The sequence below is a fragment of the Acinetobacter sp. YH1901134 genome (genome assembly GCF_013416965.1).
GTDB classification, from domain to species: domain Bacteria; phylum Pseudomonadota; class Gammaproteobacteria; order Pseudomonadales; family Moraxellaceae; genus Acinetobacter; species Acinetobacter amyesii.
Genome location: NZ_VPEW01000004.1, coordinates 182,272 through 197,736, shown reverse-complemented (window position 1 = coordinate 197,736; position 15,465 = coordinate 182,272). Strand labels below are relative to the sequence as shown.

Below are 15,465 nucleotides of genomic sequence, written 5' to 3'. Positions count from 1 at the left end.
TTCAGTTCCAATCATTTTCAAAGTGGATGAAAGCAATTGATTGATGTACAGGAAGATAAGATGCAATTTACCGAAGAACAATTATTAATTCAGGACATGGCACGCAGTTTCGCACAGGAACAAATTAAACCTCAAGCGGCTGAATGGGATAAAAACGGTACCTTTCCCAAAGCGGCTTTAGCGCAGATGGGAGAACTGGGTTTATTGGGCATGCTGGTATCAGATGAATGGGGTGGTTCAGATACAGGTAATCTTGCCTATGTTATGGCTTTAGAAGAGATTGCCGCGGCCGATGGGGCAACCTCAACCATTATGAGTGTACATAACTCGGTAGGCTGTGTTCCTATTGCTAAATTTGGCACAGAAGAACAAAAGCAGAAATATTTAGTGCCTTTAGCCCAAGGTAAAATGATCGGTGCATTTGCATTAACTGAGCCGCATACAGGTTCAGATGCTGCTGCCATTAAAACTCGTGCAGTAAAAGATGGCAATGAATGGGTGATTAATGGTGCTAAGCAGTTTATTACCTCGGGTCATAATGCAGGGGTCATTATTGTCTTTGCTGTGACTGACCCAAGTGCAGGGAAAAAAGGCATGAGTGCTTTTATTGTTCCAAGAGAAACACCAGGTTATGAAGTGATTCGTACTGAAGAAAAGCTTGGATTACATGCCTCAGATACCTGCCAAATCGCACTCACAGAAGTGCGAGTGCATGAAAGCCTAATGTTAGGAAAAGAAGGTGAAGGTTTGAAAATCGCCTTATCAAATCTAGAAGGCGGTCGTATTGGTATAGCGGCGCAAGCAGTTGGTCTTGCACGTGCAGCATTAGAAGAAGCAACCCGATATGCCAAAGAGCGTATTACTTTTGGTAAACCAATTTTTGAACATCAGGCAGTTGCGTTTCGATTGGCAAGTATGGCAACAGAAATAGAAGCCGCACGCCAATTGGTATATCACGCGGCACGTTTAAAAGAAGCAGGACAATCTTGTTTAAATGAAGCGTCTATGGCCAAGCTTTTTTCGTCTGAAATGGCTGAGCGTGTTTGCTCCGCAGCGTTACAAGTCTTTGGAGGCTATGGCTATCTCAAAGATTTCCCGATAGAGCGTATATATCGTGATGCACGTATTTGCCAAATCTATGAAGGTACGAGTGATATCCAACGTTTAGTAATTGCTCGCAGCTTATAACGTGGTCATTAAGACATTTAAAACGACAAGGCTTCAGACGAAGCCTACTTATAAATATTGAACAAATATAGGGATATTACATGCAATTTGAAACGATTCTACTCGAAAAGAACAAGGGTGTTGGACTCATTACTTTAAATCGTCCTCAGGCCTTAAATGCGTTAAATAGCACATTAATTCAAGACCTTAATTTGGGCTTAGATGATTTAGACAGAGATTCTTCCATTGGCTGTATGGTTATTACAGGTTCAGAAAAAGCCTTTGCCGCTGGTGCAGATATTAAAGAAATGGCTGAACTGAGTTTTCCAAATATTTATTTGGATGATTTTTTTCATCTGGCAGATCGAATTGCTCAGCGCCGTAAACCTCTAATCGCAGCTGTCAGTGGTTATGCGTTAGGTGGAGGCTGTGAGTTAGCACTCATGTGTGACTTTATTTACTGTGCCGATAATGCAAAATTCGGTTTACCAGAAGTGACTTTGGGAGTAATCCCAGGGATAGGTGGGACACAGCGCTTAACGCTTGCTATTGGTAAGGCCAAAGCAATGGAAATGTGTCTGACTGCGAGACAAATGGGCGCAGTAGAAGCAGAGCAGAGTGGTTTAGTTGCTCAAGTCTTCCCTAAAGAGGAGTTGGTCGAAAAGACCTTAAAAGCTGCTGAAAAAATAGCCGAAAAATCTGTAGTCGCAACCATGATGATCAAAGAGTCAATTAACCGTGCATTTGAAGTCAGTTTGCAAGAAGGTTTACGTTTTGAACGTAGAACATTCCATTCGATTTTTGCCACTCAAGACCAAAAAGAAGGCATGCAAGCATTTGTTGAAAAGCGCCAAGCCAATTTTAAAAATAATTAAAAAGAAAAAAGGATTATATGGATATGAGTACAAATAACTTAATGATTGAAGAACATGGACATTTAGGCCAAATCAGTTTAGATCGCGTGGCAAGTTTAAATGCCTTGTCTTTAGAAATGATCCAAGGCATTCAGCAGCAATTAGCACTATGGGCTGATCAAACCAATATTCATGCTGTACTTATTCGCTCAAATAGTCCCAAAGCATTTTGTGCAGGTGGAGATATTCGCTATCTCTATGATAGTTACATGAATGGTAAAGAAGATCATCAAGCTTATTTTCAAGCTGAGTATGAAATGCTGAATAGCATTCGTGCCTATGAAAAACCCATTATTGTCATACTCGATGGCTATGTACTTGGCGGTGGATTTGGCTTAGCCCAAGCATGTCATGTGCTTGTCAGCAGCGAAAAGTCTAGATTTGCCATGCCTGAAACTGCCATTGGATTTTTCCCAGATGTGGCTGCGACACACTTTTTATCACGTTTAGATGATATTGGTGTGTACATGGCAACTACGGGCGATCAAATCAGTGCTAGCGATGCGTTGTATCTAGATTTGATTGACTACCATGTTCCGAGTGAGCAACTTGTTCAATTAGAAGAAGATTTAAGAAATTCTAAGCAACTCAGTAAGGAAAATATTGAACAATTGATTGCGAAATATATTACTCGACCAGCGGAAAGTGAACTTAGTCAGAATGCAGATTTAATTCGTAAGCATTTTGGTTTTGAGAGCATTGATGCCATTGAAAATAGTCTTGAAAATGAACAGCATAATGATGCTCAAGCGTGGGCGTTAAAAATACGCAATACCTTGGAACAACGCTCTCCAATTGCGAAAAGGATCAGTTTACAACTCCAGCATTTAGGTCGTGGGTTTTCACTAAAGCAATGCATGCAAATTGAACGACATTTGCAAGATGTTTGGTTTCAACATGGGGATATTGTTGAAGGTGTACGCGCATTAATTGTGGATAAAGACAAACAGCCAAAGTGGCAACAGTCTAGTCCGACTTTAGATAAAATAATGGAAGAAATATCTATTTAATCAGTGCTTTAAAAAAACTTTAACGGTTCAAACCATTGGTCAATATTCATACTTAATTTCTTATTCGATATGAACAAGTGACTCAGCGTAAATTAAACATATATAAGATCTGAAAAATATTGATTTTCAAGAAGAAAATCATCATACAAATCAAGCATCGTGAAAATGCAATATAGAAATATCTTGCAGAATAAGGAAGATAACAATGCAAAATGTACAGGGAAACACAGCTCCACCAGCTAAGTCCTCGCATCGTTTAGCGGGTATTTCCAGCATGGTGGGTACAACCATCGAATGGTATGACTTTTTTATCTATGGTGCTGCCGCAGCACTCATTTTCAATCGACTTTTTTTCCCAAATCTTGATCCGTTAACGGGCGTATTGGCAGCATTTGCTACCTATGCTGTAGGCTTTATTGGTCGACCACTTGGTGGCATTGTTTTTGGCCATTTTGGCGATAAAATCGGTCGTAAATCAATGTTATTGGTCACATTAATGTTGATGGGTATTCCAACGGTGATGATTGGGTTGTTACCGACTTTCGAAACCATTGGTTATTGGGCAACGGTCTGTTTAATTATTTTAAGATTTATACAGGGCATGGCCATGGGTGGAGAATGGGGCGGAGCAGTCCTCATGGCGGTAGAGCATGCGCCAGCGGGTAAAAAAGGCTTTTGGGGAAGTTTACCGCAAGCTAGTACAGGTGGTGGTTTATTGCTCGCTTCGGTAGCTTTAGGCTTAGTCTCAATGTTACCTGAAGAAGCGTTATTTAGCTGGGGTTGGCGTCTACCATTTTTAGCCAGCATTATTTTACTGGCTGTAGGTTGGTATATTCGTGTGAAAGTGCCTGAGTCGCCAGACTTTGAAAAAGTTAAAGCGCAAACCGAAACAATTAAAGTTCCAGCAAAACAAGTGTTTAAAAATCATCCTAAGCAGTTGATTACGATTATTTTATCTCGAGCTGCTGAAAATGCTTGGTTCTATTTGGCATCGACATTTGCTTTAGCCTATACCACCACACAGCTAAATATTCCTAGGCAAGATATCTTGTTTGCAACGATTTGTGGTGCTGCAGTCATCATGGTTATTACGCCAATTTTTGGACATTTGTCTGATAAAGTTGGGCAAAAAAACATGTTTAGATTTGGTTTATGCGTACTGGCTTTATACAGCTATCCATTTTTTGCGATGTTAAATACTAAAGATCCAGTATTGGTTTGGACGGCCATTGTGATTGGTATTGGTGTGGTTTTTCCTTTGATGTATGCGCCGCAGTCACAGTTATTTTCGCGCCAATTTCCAGCAGAAATACGTTATAGCGGTATTTCAATCTCAGTTCAATTTGCAGGCGTGCTAGGTGGCGGTTTAGCACCATTAATCGCGACGAAATTGCTAAGTATTGGTGATGGAAGCCCAAATTTAATTATTGCCTATATTTCAGGCTTTGCAGTGATTGCGATTATTGCATCATCATTTTTAAAGCCGGATCAAATAGAGCAAAAGACAAAAGCATTTAGCAGTGAGGAAATGAAATCTTCCTAAATTAACAATCAGGAAAACAGAAGACTGATTTAAATATAGAAATACATGTGAACAGCCATAGCAACAATTGTTATGGCTTTTTCTTATCTAAGGATTGTGTCAGGACAAATTTATTTTTAGCGTAGCTTAGGATCATAGCAATTTGAATACGGTTTATGTGTAAGAGCTGTGAATCATCATCTTAGTAAATAAAGTTGAAGCATTTCGTATAATGTATATTATGTTAAATAAAGTATTATGCAAACCTAAACATGATACTGACCTACCGTCTGGCTACTTAATTCTCTGATTCTTTAATTGGCACAAAAACTATTCTTATTTTCTCACATTGATCACTTGTTTAATGCTTTGATTCCAAAAAATTGTCACATGACGTTTTTCTTAGGATTTAAAACAGAACATCGAAAAATGACCCTATTTTCCTAGAGTCATCTTGTTATGCGTCATATTAACGCCAAGCAATCCTCCCAGCATATTTGAAAAATTTGATAACATTTTAAAATATGCTTTGACACATATTTGGTATCTTGATCAATTCCTAAGAAACAAGCAGAACCCCATGTATATAACCATGGCAAACCAATCCAGCTATAATTTGGTCTAAAACCAATATACCAAATGATCGATGTAATATAAGTTGTAGAAGCACTTTCTAAGTTTTACTGTAACATCGACTGAAAAGTAAATAAGAGTGATCTTTAAAATCACCAAAAAGTCCAAGCAACTATATGCTTTTTAAAGCAAATTAACGTAAGTCCATATCACATCCTGACTATTAAAGTCGCAATCTGCGCGTACGAAATTCCGTCTTCGGCTTGAAATTATAAAATTTTGGGCGCTGTGGAGAAGTTAAAGTCGCAACAGGTATTTTGTTTATAGATAATCACAATGCTGATCTTGCTACGCGGTGTAAGCATACTTTTGAACCGCTAAATTGAGCCATGAATCATCATAGTATCTCCTTGTACTAAGGCCCTAGTGATTACTCGGACCTGCCCTGACCTTTACATACAACCGACATCCCTCCTTCCCATTTCAGTCCATTGCACTGCAATTCACTTAATAATTCAACTGCTGAGATGTTGTTTAAACTCGTATAGTGTTGTTGAAAAAGTTACATTTATTTTCTCTTTAAATTTACAAACGTGTATTGTGTTATGCATCTTCATGCTGATTTTTCAAAACCAATTATCATCACTCCGCAAGATTACCATTGGGTCAAATCTCCAGGCGGTCAAGTCAATCGTATGATGCTTGACCGAATTGGTGCAGAAAAAGCGCGCGCAACCAGTGTGGTTGAATTTTCGCCACAGACTCCATTCACTGAACATACGCACCCCCTTGGTGAAGAGTTTTTGGTCTTAACTGGAACATTTACTGAAAATGAGGATCAACACTATCTTGCAGGATGGTATATGCGTAATCCACATCAATCTAGCCATCGGGTATCGAGTGAAATGGGTTGCCAAATTTTTGTCAAACTCATACAAATGACAGAACATGAAGTGACTCCAACACGCATTAATACTCATGACCCAAAGCATTGACGTATTCAGCAAGGCCGAGAAATCTGCTCCTTATTTAAATCAAATGTTGAACAGACTTTTTTGGAAAAATTAAACCCAATCAATGCATGGCTGAAAGTGCTGAACATGGCATTGAAATTTTTATCCTTACAGGTGCGCTTAGCTCAGCACACCATGTATATCCTATGGGAACCTAGATGCGCTTCCCTTCAGATTATGATATTGATCTAAACGCCACCGAATTAGGTGCAACGCTGTATATCAAAAGCGGGCATTTACAACATGCCAGAGACGTTTGGACAGATGAATTGAATATGTGAAGAGCTTATATCTGTTGCTTTAAGACATGATCTGCCTGAAAATTTTTATAGGTTAAACGTTCCGCTGTGTCATGGGGTAAAGGTTCTACCACTTGCAGACTGTTGAGACAACGCTCGGTTAACTCAATGTACTGCGCCGTACCATGACGTTTCCAAGCAATTTCTTGATCGGTTAAGGCTCTCACCACCCGTGCAGGACTGCCCAATACCAGCATATTATTAGGAATATCTGCTTTTGCCTTAACTGTACTGTTGGCACCTATAATCACATTTTCCCCAATCACAGCTTCATCGAGAATCACACTATTCATGCCAATGAGGGCATTCTTGCGTACCACACAGCCATGCAAAATAGCACCATGACCAACATGACCATACTCTTCCACCAAGGTCACACTGTTTGGAAACCCATGAATGGTACAAGAGTCTTGAACATTGGCATTTTTTTGAATATGAATACGGCCAAAGTCAGCACGTAAGGCAGCAAAAGGTCCAATATAAACCCCTGCCTCAATAATCACATCGCCAATCAACACGGCGCTTGGGTGTACAAAAGCCTGAGGATCGACCACAGGAATCACGCCATCAATGGCATAGCACGGCATTGTTCTATCCTTATTGTTAATTTTAAATTAAACGCTAATTTAATAGCTCAAATCTGGCTGTTTTAAACCACCAAAACGTTTATAAAACTGTGGGTGTGCGGGCGGCATACTGCCTTCAGCCGTACGTGCAACATTTAAGAAAAATTCATCGCCTGCCATAAACACCGCCTGATACAAATTGGTACTTAAATTACGTGCAATTAACGACAGCCAGTCCGTCGGTAACAACTCAAATGGTAAATTTGGATCTTTAAGTAAAATACGACGGAACTGATGAATCAATAAGATACGAATTTGAAAGGCTTGGACAGCATCTATGTCTTCATCTTGCTCGACAAAATAGAAAAACTCACGAAAATCACTAATGAATTTTTCATAGCGTTGATGTAATTCTTGAATGGGCCAATTCACAACCACCATACGTTTAATGGTGGGATAAGATTCTTGCCAAAGTTCTAGGGTTTCGGCACGAAACACCACCACTTGATCAGTCATTTGATGACTGAGTAATAAATTTTGCAGCTTTTGTTGATCACAGCCCGGATACGCCATGACATTGGTCGCTATATTGGCAAAACCTAACCATTCAAGCTCTTTCTTTAAGACCAATTTATTTTCAAGTTCAACTGAGCTAAGGAGCACTAAGTCCCACTTTTTATCCCAATCTTTATGACTAAAACCATAAATTTTCTGATCAGCCATGATAAAACGCTGACGACTACTTTCCGTAATACGGTAATAACTGGTGCGCCCAATTTTCTCTGAACTGAGCCAGCCATTTTGTACCAAACGAAAGACCGCCGTACGCACTGAACGTTCATTCAAGCCAAATACGTCCATTAGCTGAATTAAGCTCGCAAGACTGATGACACCGCCACGGTGATAAATGCTATCACCAAAAATGGTCATGACCAATGAAGTCCCACTGAGCGCTTCACGTTGAATAAACTCATCAATAATTTGTTTTAATTTAGGATTCATTGCGTTTTCATTTACCTATTGAATTGCCTGACGACCTTTATCGTCAGGCATGTTCATTTAAGCGGATTGTCGAATATCAAAAACGCGCTGCGCTTTGCCTTCAGAGCGAGGTAAACTCCCTTCATTCAGCACTTCAACACTCACACTAATCCCCACCATGGTTTTAATCTGTGATTTTAATTGGTTTGCAAGCTGCATCGCCAATTGAGGACTGCTATCTTGACGCATTTCAGTGCGAATATGCAATGTATCCAAGTGACCTTGCTTACAAATATGAATCTGATAATTGGCAATTAATTGTGGAATTTGCAAAATTTGCTCTTCAATTTGCGATGGGAACACATTCACACCACGAATAATCATCATGTCATCACTGCGACCGACAATTTTATCCATACGACGCATGGTACGTGCTGTACCTGGCAGTAAACGTGTCAAGTCACGGGTACGATAACGAATCACCGGCATGCCTTCTTTGGTAATTGTCGTGAATACCAATTCACCCAGCTCACCATCTTGCACCACTTCGCCTGTTTCAGGATTGATAATTTCTGGATAGAAATGATCTTCCCAAATGGTTGGGCCATCTTTGGACTCTAAACATTCCATTGCCACCCCAGGACCCATGACCTCAGATAAGCCATAAATGTCTAAGGCATCAATACCTAAACGCGTTTCAATTTCTTTACGCATTTCATTGGTCCAAGGTTCAGCACCAAATACACCGGTTTTAATAGAACAGTCTTTGGCTGAACCAAACTTTTTCTCAAGGGCTTCAATGATATTCAAGCAATACGATGGTGTCACCATGAGTGCTGTTGGTTTAAAATCGTGAATTAACTGCGCTTGTTTGTCTGTTTGCCCGCCTGACATTGGAATGACAGTAGCACCCAAACGCTCTACGCCATAATGTGCACCTAAGCCACCGGTAAATAAACCATAACCATACGACACTTGAATGGTGTCTTTACTGCTTAGCCCTGCAGCACGCAGCGATCGTGCGACTACGTCCGACCAGATATTGATGTCATGTTCGGTATAGCCAACCACCGTCGGTTGACCTGTGGTTCCCGATGAAGCATGTACGCGCACAATTTGCTCTTGAGGCACCGCAAACATGCCAAATGGATAATTGTCACGTAAATCTTTTTTGGTGGTAAAAGGAAATTTTGCTAAGTCCTCAAGATGTTTAAAATCATCCGGATGTACACCTGCTTCATCAAACTTTTGCTTATACACCGTGCTATTATGATAAGCATGATTGAGCGTCTTTTTTAAACGCTCAACTTGCAGTTGACGTAATTCATCTACAGATGCGGTTTCGATGTGTTCCATTGCATTTTTATTCATTGTCTTACTCCTTACGCAGTCATCGCGACAGCTTGTTTTATGTCAATCAATTACATCCTGAATTGATATTTTCGAGTATTAAGGCAACACCTTGCCCAACGCCCACACACATGGTGCACAGCGCATATTTTCCTTGTTGAATTTTCAGTTGATGCATTGCGGTAAGGACTAAACGTGTACCACTCATGCCAAGTGGATGGCCCAAAGCAATGGCACCACCATTTGGATTGATACGTGCATCATCATCCGCTAAACCCAGTTCACGAATCACAGCTAAAGCTTGTGCTGCAAAGGCTTCATTGAGTTCAATCACATCCATTTGCTCTAAAGTTAAGCCCGTTTGTGCTAAAACTTTACGCACTGCAGGTACAGGCCCAATACCCATATAACGTGCTTCTACACCAGCACTTGCAATCCCTAAAACTTTCACTTGGGGAGTTAAACCATGCTGCTCAGCAAAGGCGTTATTACCTAAGAGTAAACATGCAGCACCATCATTGACACCTGATGCATTGCCTGCTGTGACTGAACCTCCTTCTTTACGAAATGGTGCTTTAAGTGCATTTAAAGCCTCTAGTGTGGTTTCTGCACGTGGATGTTCATCTAGAGCAACACGCACTACACCTTTTTTGCTTTTAATCTCGACTGGTAGAATCTCACGCTCAAAGCGACCTTCAGCCTGTGCTTTTGCGACTTTTTGCTGACTGTTGTAGGCAAATTGGTCTTGATCGGCACGGCTGATATTGTATTTTTCTGCCACGTTTTCAGCAGTTTCAGGCATGCTGTCGACGCCAAAATTGGCTTTAAATAGCGGATTGATAAAACGCCAACCAATAGTGGTATCAAAAATTTCAGGTGTACGGCTAAATGCACTCGTCGGTTTAGATTGAACAAAGGGCGCACGTGACATGTTTTCCACCCCACCCGCTAATACAAACTGCGCTTCACCCGATTTAATCGCACGTGAAGCAAGACCAACTGCATCAAGACCTGAAGCACATAAACGATTGACTGTAATGGCAGGTACACTGTCAGGTAAACCGGCAAGCAAGCTTGCCATCCGTGCCACGTTACGATTGTCTTCACCCGCTTGGTTGGCACAGCCGAGAATCACTTCATCGACCTCCGTCCAAGGCAAATTTGGATGTTGTTGCTTCAAATACTGAATCGGCAATGCAGCCAAATCATCTGTACGAATACTACTTAAACCACCGGCATAGCGCCCAATTGGGGTACGAATCCCATCAAAAATAAATACGTCTTGCATCATTTTATCCTTAACTGGCAGCGCGTAATGGCTGCTGCGTTGACACATGTCCTTGTGCCGCTTTTTTTAATAAATATAGATTAGGACGATAACGCTCTTCACCATAAATACGATACAGATTTTGCAAAGTCTGTAAAATAATGTTGTATCCTAATTCTTGTGCCCATTGGAATGGTCCTTTAGGATAATTCACAGCAAATTTCATGGCTGCATCAATGTCTTGTTCAGACGCAATTTGATGTAAAACGGCCTCGCATCCTTCATTGACCAACATGGCAATAGTGCGCAGTACATATAATCCTGGATGATCCTGAGACCAAATCGGAATAATATTTAGACCGATAAACAACTGTTCAATCGTTTTTTGATCTATCGCTGTACATGCTGGTGAAGCTGTAACTGCAATGGCTTTGGCTTGTGACCAATCGCCATGCCAATCCATCAGTACCACTTTTTGTGTTGCATAATCAATCTCGGCAGATTGCCCCATTGATAAACGTAAAGACACATCACCAATGAGAATTTCAGCCGTAGGCGCCGCTTCAATACGCAGATGAATATGTGCAGATTGTTGCAATAGTGCGATTAAACCCAGTGAATGTGACCAATCACCTTTGACCACCACCTCAATTTTTTCAGGTGATTTACTGTAAATCACAGGGAGTTGATACACTTTTTTAGAATGTTCCGTTCGATAGTCATAAAAACCCTGTTGAGTTTTGCGACCGAAACAGCCTGCATCAACTAATTCTTTTTGAATTAAGGATGGACGGTAACGCGGTTCATCAAAAAAGGCATCATAGACACTCTGTGTGACAGAAAAGTTAATGTCTTGGCCAATTAAATCGGTCAGCTCACACGGCCCCATCGAAAAGCGTCCACATTCACGCATGATAAAATCAAGTTGCTCAGGCGTGGTCGCATTTTCCTGCAGGGCACGAAATCCTTCCGCATAATAAGGACGTGCAATACGATTGACGATAAACCCTGGGGTGGATTTGGCACGTACTGGCACTTTTTTCCATGCTGTCATCAAGCTGACTAAAGCATCAGAAATTGCTGGGTCTGTTTTTAAGCCTGCAATCACTTCCACTAACTTCATCACTGGTGCTGGGTTAAAGAAATGCAAACCGACCACGCGTTCTGGATGTGGAATATTGGCAGCAATCGCAGTAATCGAGATTGAAGATGTATTGGATGCAAAGATCGTCTCAGGCGAGCAGATATCAGCAAGCTGTTGAAATAGCTTTTGTTTAACGTCTTTGTTTTCTACAATCGCTTCTACAATCAGTTGGCTGTCTGCTAATTCGTGTAAATCCGCTGCCACGTTTAAATTGGACAAGGTCAGTTGCAAGAGATCAGCCGCCATTTTTCCGGCATCTACACGTTTTTGTAATTGCTGTTTTAGTGCAGCAAAAGCACTTTCTACACGTTGTGGATCGACATCATACACATGGGTCGGATGGCCATGCATGGCCGCCAATTGTGCAATGCCGATGCCCATGGTACCGGCACCAATCACTGCCACAGGGGCATGCTGTAAGTGAAGTTCTGCCATGATTTAGCATCCTGTATATTGTGGTGTACGTTTTTGCATAAAGGCTTGTACGCCTTCACGATAGTCACTGCTACGCCCTGCTAAACGCTGTAAATCACGTTCTAAAATCAATTGCTCATCGAGGCTATTAGCTGCTGCAGCATGAATGGCTTTTTTAATCAATGACAAACCATAAGTGGGTTGTGTCGCTAAATGTTCTGCCAATTTGCTGGCTTCGGCTTTCAGTTTTTCGTCTTCAACCACTTGCCAAATCATGCCCAATTGTTGTGCTTGCTCAGCAGGAATCTTATCGCCAAGCATAGCCAAAGCCATTGCTTGTGCACGACCAACCAAACGTGGCAAAAACCATGTTCCACCCGAATCTGGAACTAAACCTAAACGACAAAAGGCTTGAATAAAGGATGCTGATTTTGCAGCCAGTACAATGTCACACGCCAAAGCAATGTTGGCACCTGCACCCGCTGCTACCCCATTCACTGCACACAGCACTGGTTTCGGTATTTCAGTAATCAGTTTGATCAGTGGGTTATAATACATTTCAATCGAGCGGCCTAAATCAGGTGCATCGGCATTTGGATCAACCACGCGGTCACTTAAATCTTGTCCTGCACAAAAACCTCGACCTTCCGCAGAAATCACCACTGCACGAATCTCAGCATTTTTTGCCCATGCTTTGAGAACTCCTGAGACTTCTTTGTGCATAGTTTCATTAAAGCTATTAAGTTGCTTTGGACGGTTAAAGGTTAAATAACCGACTGCATTTTTTTCTTCGACAATAATTGTTTGGTAATCCATTACACACCTCTAAATGCGGGTTGTCTTTTTTCTAAGAAAGCTTGAATGCCTTCCTGACGATCTTGGGTTGCTGCCAACCACACAAAATGTTGACGCTCGAGTTTTAAACCCTGGCTTAGGGTCACTTCATGAATACTTTTTAGCGACTGTTTAATCACACGAATCGCCAAGGGTGCTTGCTTGGCAATTTTTTCTGCCAATTCAACGGCATATTGCACCGTTAAAGCTGTTGGGCAAATTTGACTGCTGATCCCGTGCTGAAATGCGGTCTGTGCACTGATCATTTCACCTGTCATCGCCCAGCGCATACACAATTGTTGACCGACCAATCGTGCCAAACGCTGTGTTCCACCTGCCCCGGGCAACATGCCTAAACCAATTTCTGGTAAAGCAAATTGTGCATTTTCACCACTCAACACAATGTCACCATGCAATGCCAACTCAAAACCTGCGCCTAAGGCATAACCGTTGACGGCCATAATTAAAGGCTTTGAAAACTCATCAATCCGCTTCCACAACTGTGGTCGTTGATCCTGTTGAATGCTGACCACATCAAGTTGGGCAAGCTCATTCAAATCCGCACCTGCAGCAAAGCATTGTGAATGACCTGTAATCACGACTGCACGCACTTCACGGTCTGTATCTAAGGTTGTTAAATAATCCGCGAGCTCTTGCAATATGGCATTGTTTAAGGCATTGCGTTTTTCAGGGCGATTCAGTTCAATGAGCACCACACCGGTTTTTGGAGAACTACTTTTGAGATATTGCATGTCCATACTTTCATTCCACACAGCGTTATTCATCAAAACTTAAGCGTACATTGGCAGTGGTTGGACGGGCTTGGCAGCTCAAGACATAACCTCTTGCAACTTCATCCTCTTCAAGGCTGTAGTTGATGGCCATTTCGACTTCACCTTCAAGTACCTTACACTTACAGGTGGCACACACCCCACCTTTACAGGCATAAGGTAAATCTGCACCTGCACGTAATGCGGCATCGAGGATACTGTCATCTTGTTTTGATACCTCAATGATCAACTCACGACCATCTAAAATAATGTTGACCTTTTCTTCACTACGTTGCGCAACTTGTTGTGCTGATGCTTTTGTAGTCGTACCTGTATTAAAACGTTCTGTATGAATCTTGCTGCGCTCAATCCCTAGCGTCGGCAAAATTTCCTCAACGGCCGTCATCATCTCTTCTGGACCACAGGCAAAGCAGTGATCAGTATCTGTACGAATCAAACCGGCTTTGGCCAACTGCTGGAGCTTTTCAGCATCAATACGACCGTTAAAGATCTCGCTGTCATTCAATTCACGTGAAAAAATATTCACCAATTGCAAACGCTGATGAAAGCGATCTTTAAGATCCATGATTTGTTCAGCAAACATGGTTTGTTTCCATGAACGATTGCCATAAACCAGTGTAAATGTGGCATCTTGCTGACGATTCAGCACTGATTTCACGATGGATAAAATGGGCGTAATTCCACTGCCTGCAGCAAAACCTAAATAATGTTGTCCACCGACTTTTGCTGCTTTTTGGAAAAACACCCCTTGAGGTGGCATCACCTCTAACACATCCCCTGCTTTGAGGTGTTCATTCGCCCACGTTGAAAATTGACCTTGGTCAATTTTTTTAATGGCAATACTCATATCTTCTTGCACATCGCTACAAATCGAATAGCAACGACGAATTTCACCTTGCTCTGTGAGATGGCGAATAGTCAGGTGTTGACCTGGTTGATATTGAAACGCTGAGGCTTGTTCATCTTGCACAGCAAAAGAAATACAAATGGCATTTTCCGTTTGCGGCTGGATTGATTTAATGGTTAAGGGAATAAATTGACTCATTGTTAAAATCCTTCTTTTATTTTGTTGCTGTGCTGTTCAGCGCACATCGATGTCCATCAGGTTAAATACATTTAAAGTAATCAAAGGGTTCTAAGCAGTCTTGGCAGCGGTATAAGGCTTTACATGCAGTAGAACTAAACTCGCTTAACAGCTGTGTATGTGCACTGCCACAATGTGGGCAAGCCACGCCATCCGTCAGCGCCACATGCGTACCACACAGATGAGATGAACCTTGTGGTGGTGCAATACCGTATTCACGTAGCTTTTCTTTACCTGATTCACTCATCCAATCCGTGGTCCATGCCTCAGATAAATCCACCACCACTTTGACAGGGTGAATGTCATGCGCCAACAACGCTGTTTTGATTTCGTCTTTGAGTAAATCAGTGGCAGGACAACCGCTATAAGTTGGGGTCAAACGCACCACAATCTCTTGGCTTGCATTGAGTTCTACACCACGAATCATGCCCAAATCCAAGACCGATAACACCGGAATTTCTGGGTCAGACACCTGTTGTAAAATCTCCCAACATTGCTGCTCAACGTGTTGAATTCGGTTCATGTCACTCACTCCC

13 protein-coding genes and 1 pseudogene are annotated in these 15,465 nt (G+C 41.6%); 5 read left to right on the top strand and 9 right to left on the bottom strand.

All coding sequences use genetic code 11. From position 1 onward, the window contains the following. Positions 1-60: 60 nt before the first annotated feature. The 5 genes and pseudogenes from FTV50_RS04820 (at position 61) to FTV50_RS04800 (ending at position 6,480) form a co-directional block, all read left to right on the top strand. The gene (locus FTV50_RS04820) at positions 61-1,188 is read left to right on the top strand and encodes an acyl-CoA dehydrogenase family protein (RefSeq protein ID WP_180023695.1); all 1,128 of its coding nucleotides are present in this window, start codon (positions 61-63) and stop codon (positions 1,186-1,188) included. 80 nt (positions 1,189-1,268) lie between these two features. After that, positions 1,269-2,042 (top strand): enoyl-CoA hydratase, encoded by a 774-nt coding sequence (locus tag FTV50_RS04815; RefSeq protein ID WP_180023694.1) that lies wholly within the window; start codon positions 1,269-1,271, stop codon positions 2,040-2,042. A gap of 23 nt (positions 2,043-2,065) precedes the next feature. Next, positions 2,066-3,091: an enoyl-CoA hydratase/isomerase family protein gene (locus tag FTV50_RS04810; RefSeq protein ID WP_180023693.1), complete on the top strand. Its 1,026-nt coding sequence runs from the start codon at positions 2,066-2,068 to the stop codon at positions 3,089-3,091. Positions 3,092-3,296: 205 nt separating this feature from the next. Beyond that, positions 3,297-4,634, top strand: coding sequence for an MFS transporter (locus FTV50_RS04805; RefSeq protein WP_180023692.1), 1,338 nt, complete (start codon positions 3,297-3,299; stop codon positions 4,632-4,634). Between the two features lie 1,157 nt (positions 4,635-5,791). Next, a pseudogene (locus FTV50_RS04800) lies at positions 5,792-6,480 on the top strand (cupin domain-containing protein). Positions 6,481-6,485: 5 nt separating this feature from the next. Here the strand turns inward: FTV50_RS04800 and FTV50_RS04795 are convergent. The 9 genes from FTV50_RS04795 to paaD form a co-directional block, all read right to left on the bottom strand. Continuing rightward, positions 6,486-7,085: a gamma carbonic anhydrase family protein gene (locus FTV50_RS04795; RefSeq protein WP_180023691.1), complete on the bottom strand. Its 600-nt coding sequence runs from the start codon at positions 7,083-7,085 to the stop codon at positions 6,486-6,488. A gap of 39 nt (positions 7,086-7,124) precedes the next feature. Then, positions 7,125-8,066, bottom strand: a complete 942-nt coding sequence (locus FTV50_RS04790; RefSeq protein WP_180023690.1) for a PaaX family transcriptional regulator C-terminal domain-containing protein — start codon at positions 8,064-8,066, stop codon at positions 7,125-7,127. A 57-nt stretch (positions 8,067-8,123) separates the two neighbouring features. Beyond that, complete coding sequence (paaK, locus tag FTV50_RS04785) at positions 8,124-9,416, bottom strand: phenylacetate--CoA ligase PaaK (RefSeq protein ID WP_111884657.1); 1,293 nt, start codon at positions 9,414-9,416, stop codon at positions 8,124-8,126. 46 nt (positions 9,417-9,462) lie between these two features. Next, entirely contained in the window at positions 9,463-10,683 is a 1,221-nt protein-coding gene (pcaF, locus tag FTV50_RS04780; RefSeq protein WP_180023689.1) for a 3-oxoadipyl-CoA thiolase, read from the bottom strand. 10 nt (positions 10,684-10,693) lie between these two features. Beyond that, positions 10,694-12,241, bottom strand: a complete 1,548-nt coding sequence (locus tag FTV50_RS04775) for a 3-hydroxyacyl-CoA dehydrogenase (RefSeq protein WP_180023688.1) — start codon at positions 12,239-12,241, stop codon at positions 10,694-10,696. Positions 12,242-12,244: 3 nt separating this feature from the next. Continuing rightward, entirely contained in the window at positions 12,245-13,036 is a 792-nt protein-coding gene (gene paaG / locus FTV50_RS04770) for a 2-(1,2-epoxy-1,2-dihydrophenyl)acetyl-CoA isomerase PaaG (RefSeq protein ID WP_180023687.1), read from the bottom strand. Then, positions 13,036-13,806 (bottom strand): enoyl-CoA hydratase-related protein, encoded by a 771-nt coding sequence (locus FTV50_RS04765; RefSeq protein WP_180023988.1) that lies wholly within the window; start codon positions 13,804-13,806, stop codon positions 13,036-13,038. Before FTV50_RS04765 ends, paaG begins: the two co-directional genes overlap by 1 nt. 25 nt (positions 13,807-13,831) lie before the next feature. Next, positions 13,832-14,890 (bottom strand): 1,2-phenylacetyl-CoA epoxidase subunit PaaE, encoded by a 1,059-nt coding sequence (paaE, locus tag FTV50_RS04760; protein WP_180023686.1) that lies wholly within the window; start codon positions 14,888-14,890, stop codon positions 13,832-13,834. A 61-nt stretch (positions 14,891-14,951) separates the two neighbouring features. Beyond that, positions 14,952-15,452 carry a 1,2-phenylacetyl-CoA epoxidase subunit PaaD gene (paaD, locus tag FTV50_RS04755; protein WP_180023685.1) on the bottom strand — a complete coding sequence of 167 codons (501 nt, stop codon included), beginning with the start codon at positions 15,450-15,452 and terminating at the stop codon, positions 14,952-14,954. Between the last annotated feature and the right edge of the window lie 13 nt (positions 15,453-15,465).

Coding starts and splice junctions, on each gene's coding strand:
- paaD (WP_180023685.1), bottom strand. CDS start 15,452: ATGAACCGAATTCAACACGTTGAGCAGCAATGTTGGGAGATTTTACAA.
- FTV50_RS04815 (WP_180023694.1), top strand. CDS start 1,269: ATGCAATTTGAAACGATTCTACTCGAAAAGAACAAGGGTGTTGGACTC.
- paaK (WP_111884657.1), bottom strand. CDS start 9,416: ATGAATAAAAATGCAATGGAACACATCGAAACCGCATCTGTAGATGAA.
- FTV50_RS04775 (WP_180023688.1), bottom strand. CDS start 12,241: ATGGCAGAACTTCACTTACAGCATGCCCCTGTGGCAGTGATTGGTGCC.
- FTV50_RS04820 (WP_180023695.1), top strand. CDS start 61: ATGCAATTTACCGAAGAACAATTATTAATTCAGGACATGGCACGCAGT.
- paaE (WP_180023686.1), bottom strand. CDS start 14,890: ATGAGTCAATTTATTCCCTTAACCATTAAATCAATCCAGCCGCAAACG.
- FTV50_RS04805 (WP_180023692.1), top strand. CDS start 3,297: ATGCAAAATGTACAGGGAAACACAGCTCCACCAGCTAAGTCCTCGCAT.
- FTV50_RS04810 (WP_180023693.1), top strand. CDS start 2,066: ATGAGTACAAATAACTTAATGATTGAAGAACATGGACATTTAGGCCAA.
- pcaF (WP_180023689.1), bottom strand. CDS start 10,683: ATGCAAGACGTATTTATTTTTGATGGGATTCGTACCCCAATTGGGCGC.
- FTV50_RS04795 (WP_180023691.1), bottom strand. CDS start 7,085: ATGCCGTGCTATGCCATTGATGGCGTGATTCCTGTGGTCGATCCTCAG.
- FTV50_RS04790 (WP_180023690.1), bottom strand. CDS start 8,066: ATGAATCCTAAATTAAAACAAATTATTGATGAGTTTATTCAACGTGAA.
- paaG (WP_180023687.1), bottom strand. CDS start 13,036: ATGGATTACCAAACAATTATTGTCGAAGAAAAAAATGCAGTCGGTTAT.
- FTV50_RS04765 (WP_180023988.1), bottom strand. CDS start 13,806: ATGCAATATCTCAAAAGTAGTTCTCCAAAAACCGGTGTGGTGCTCATT.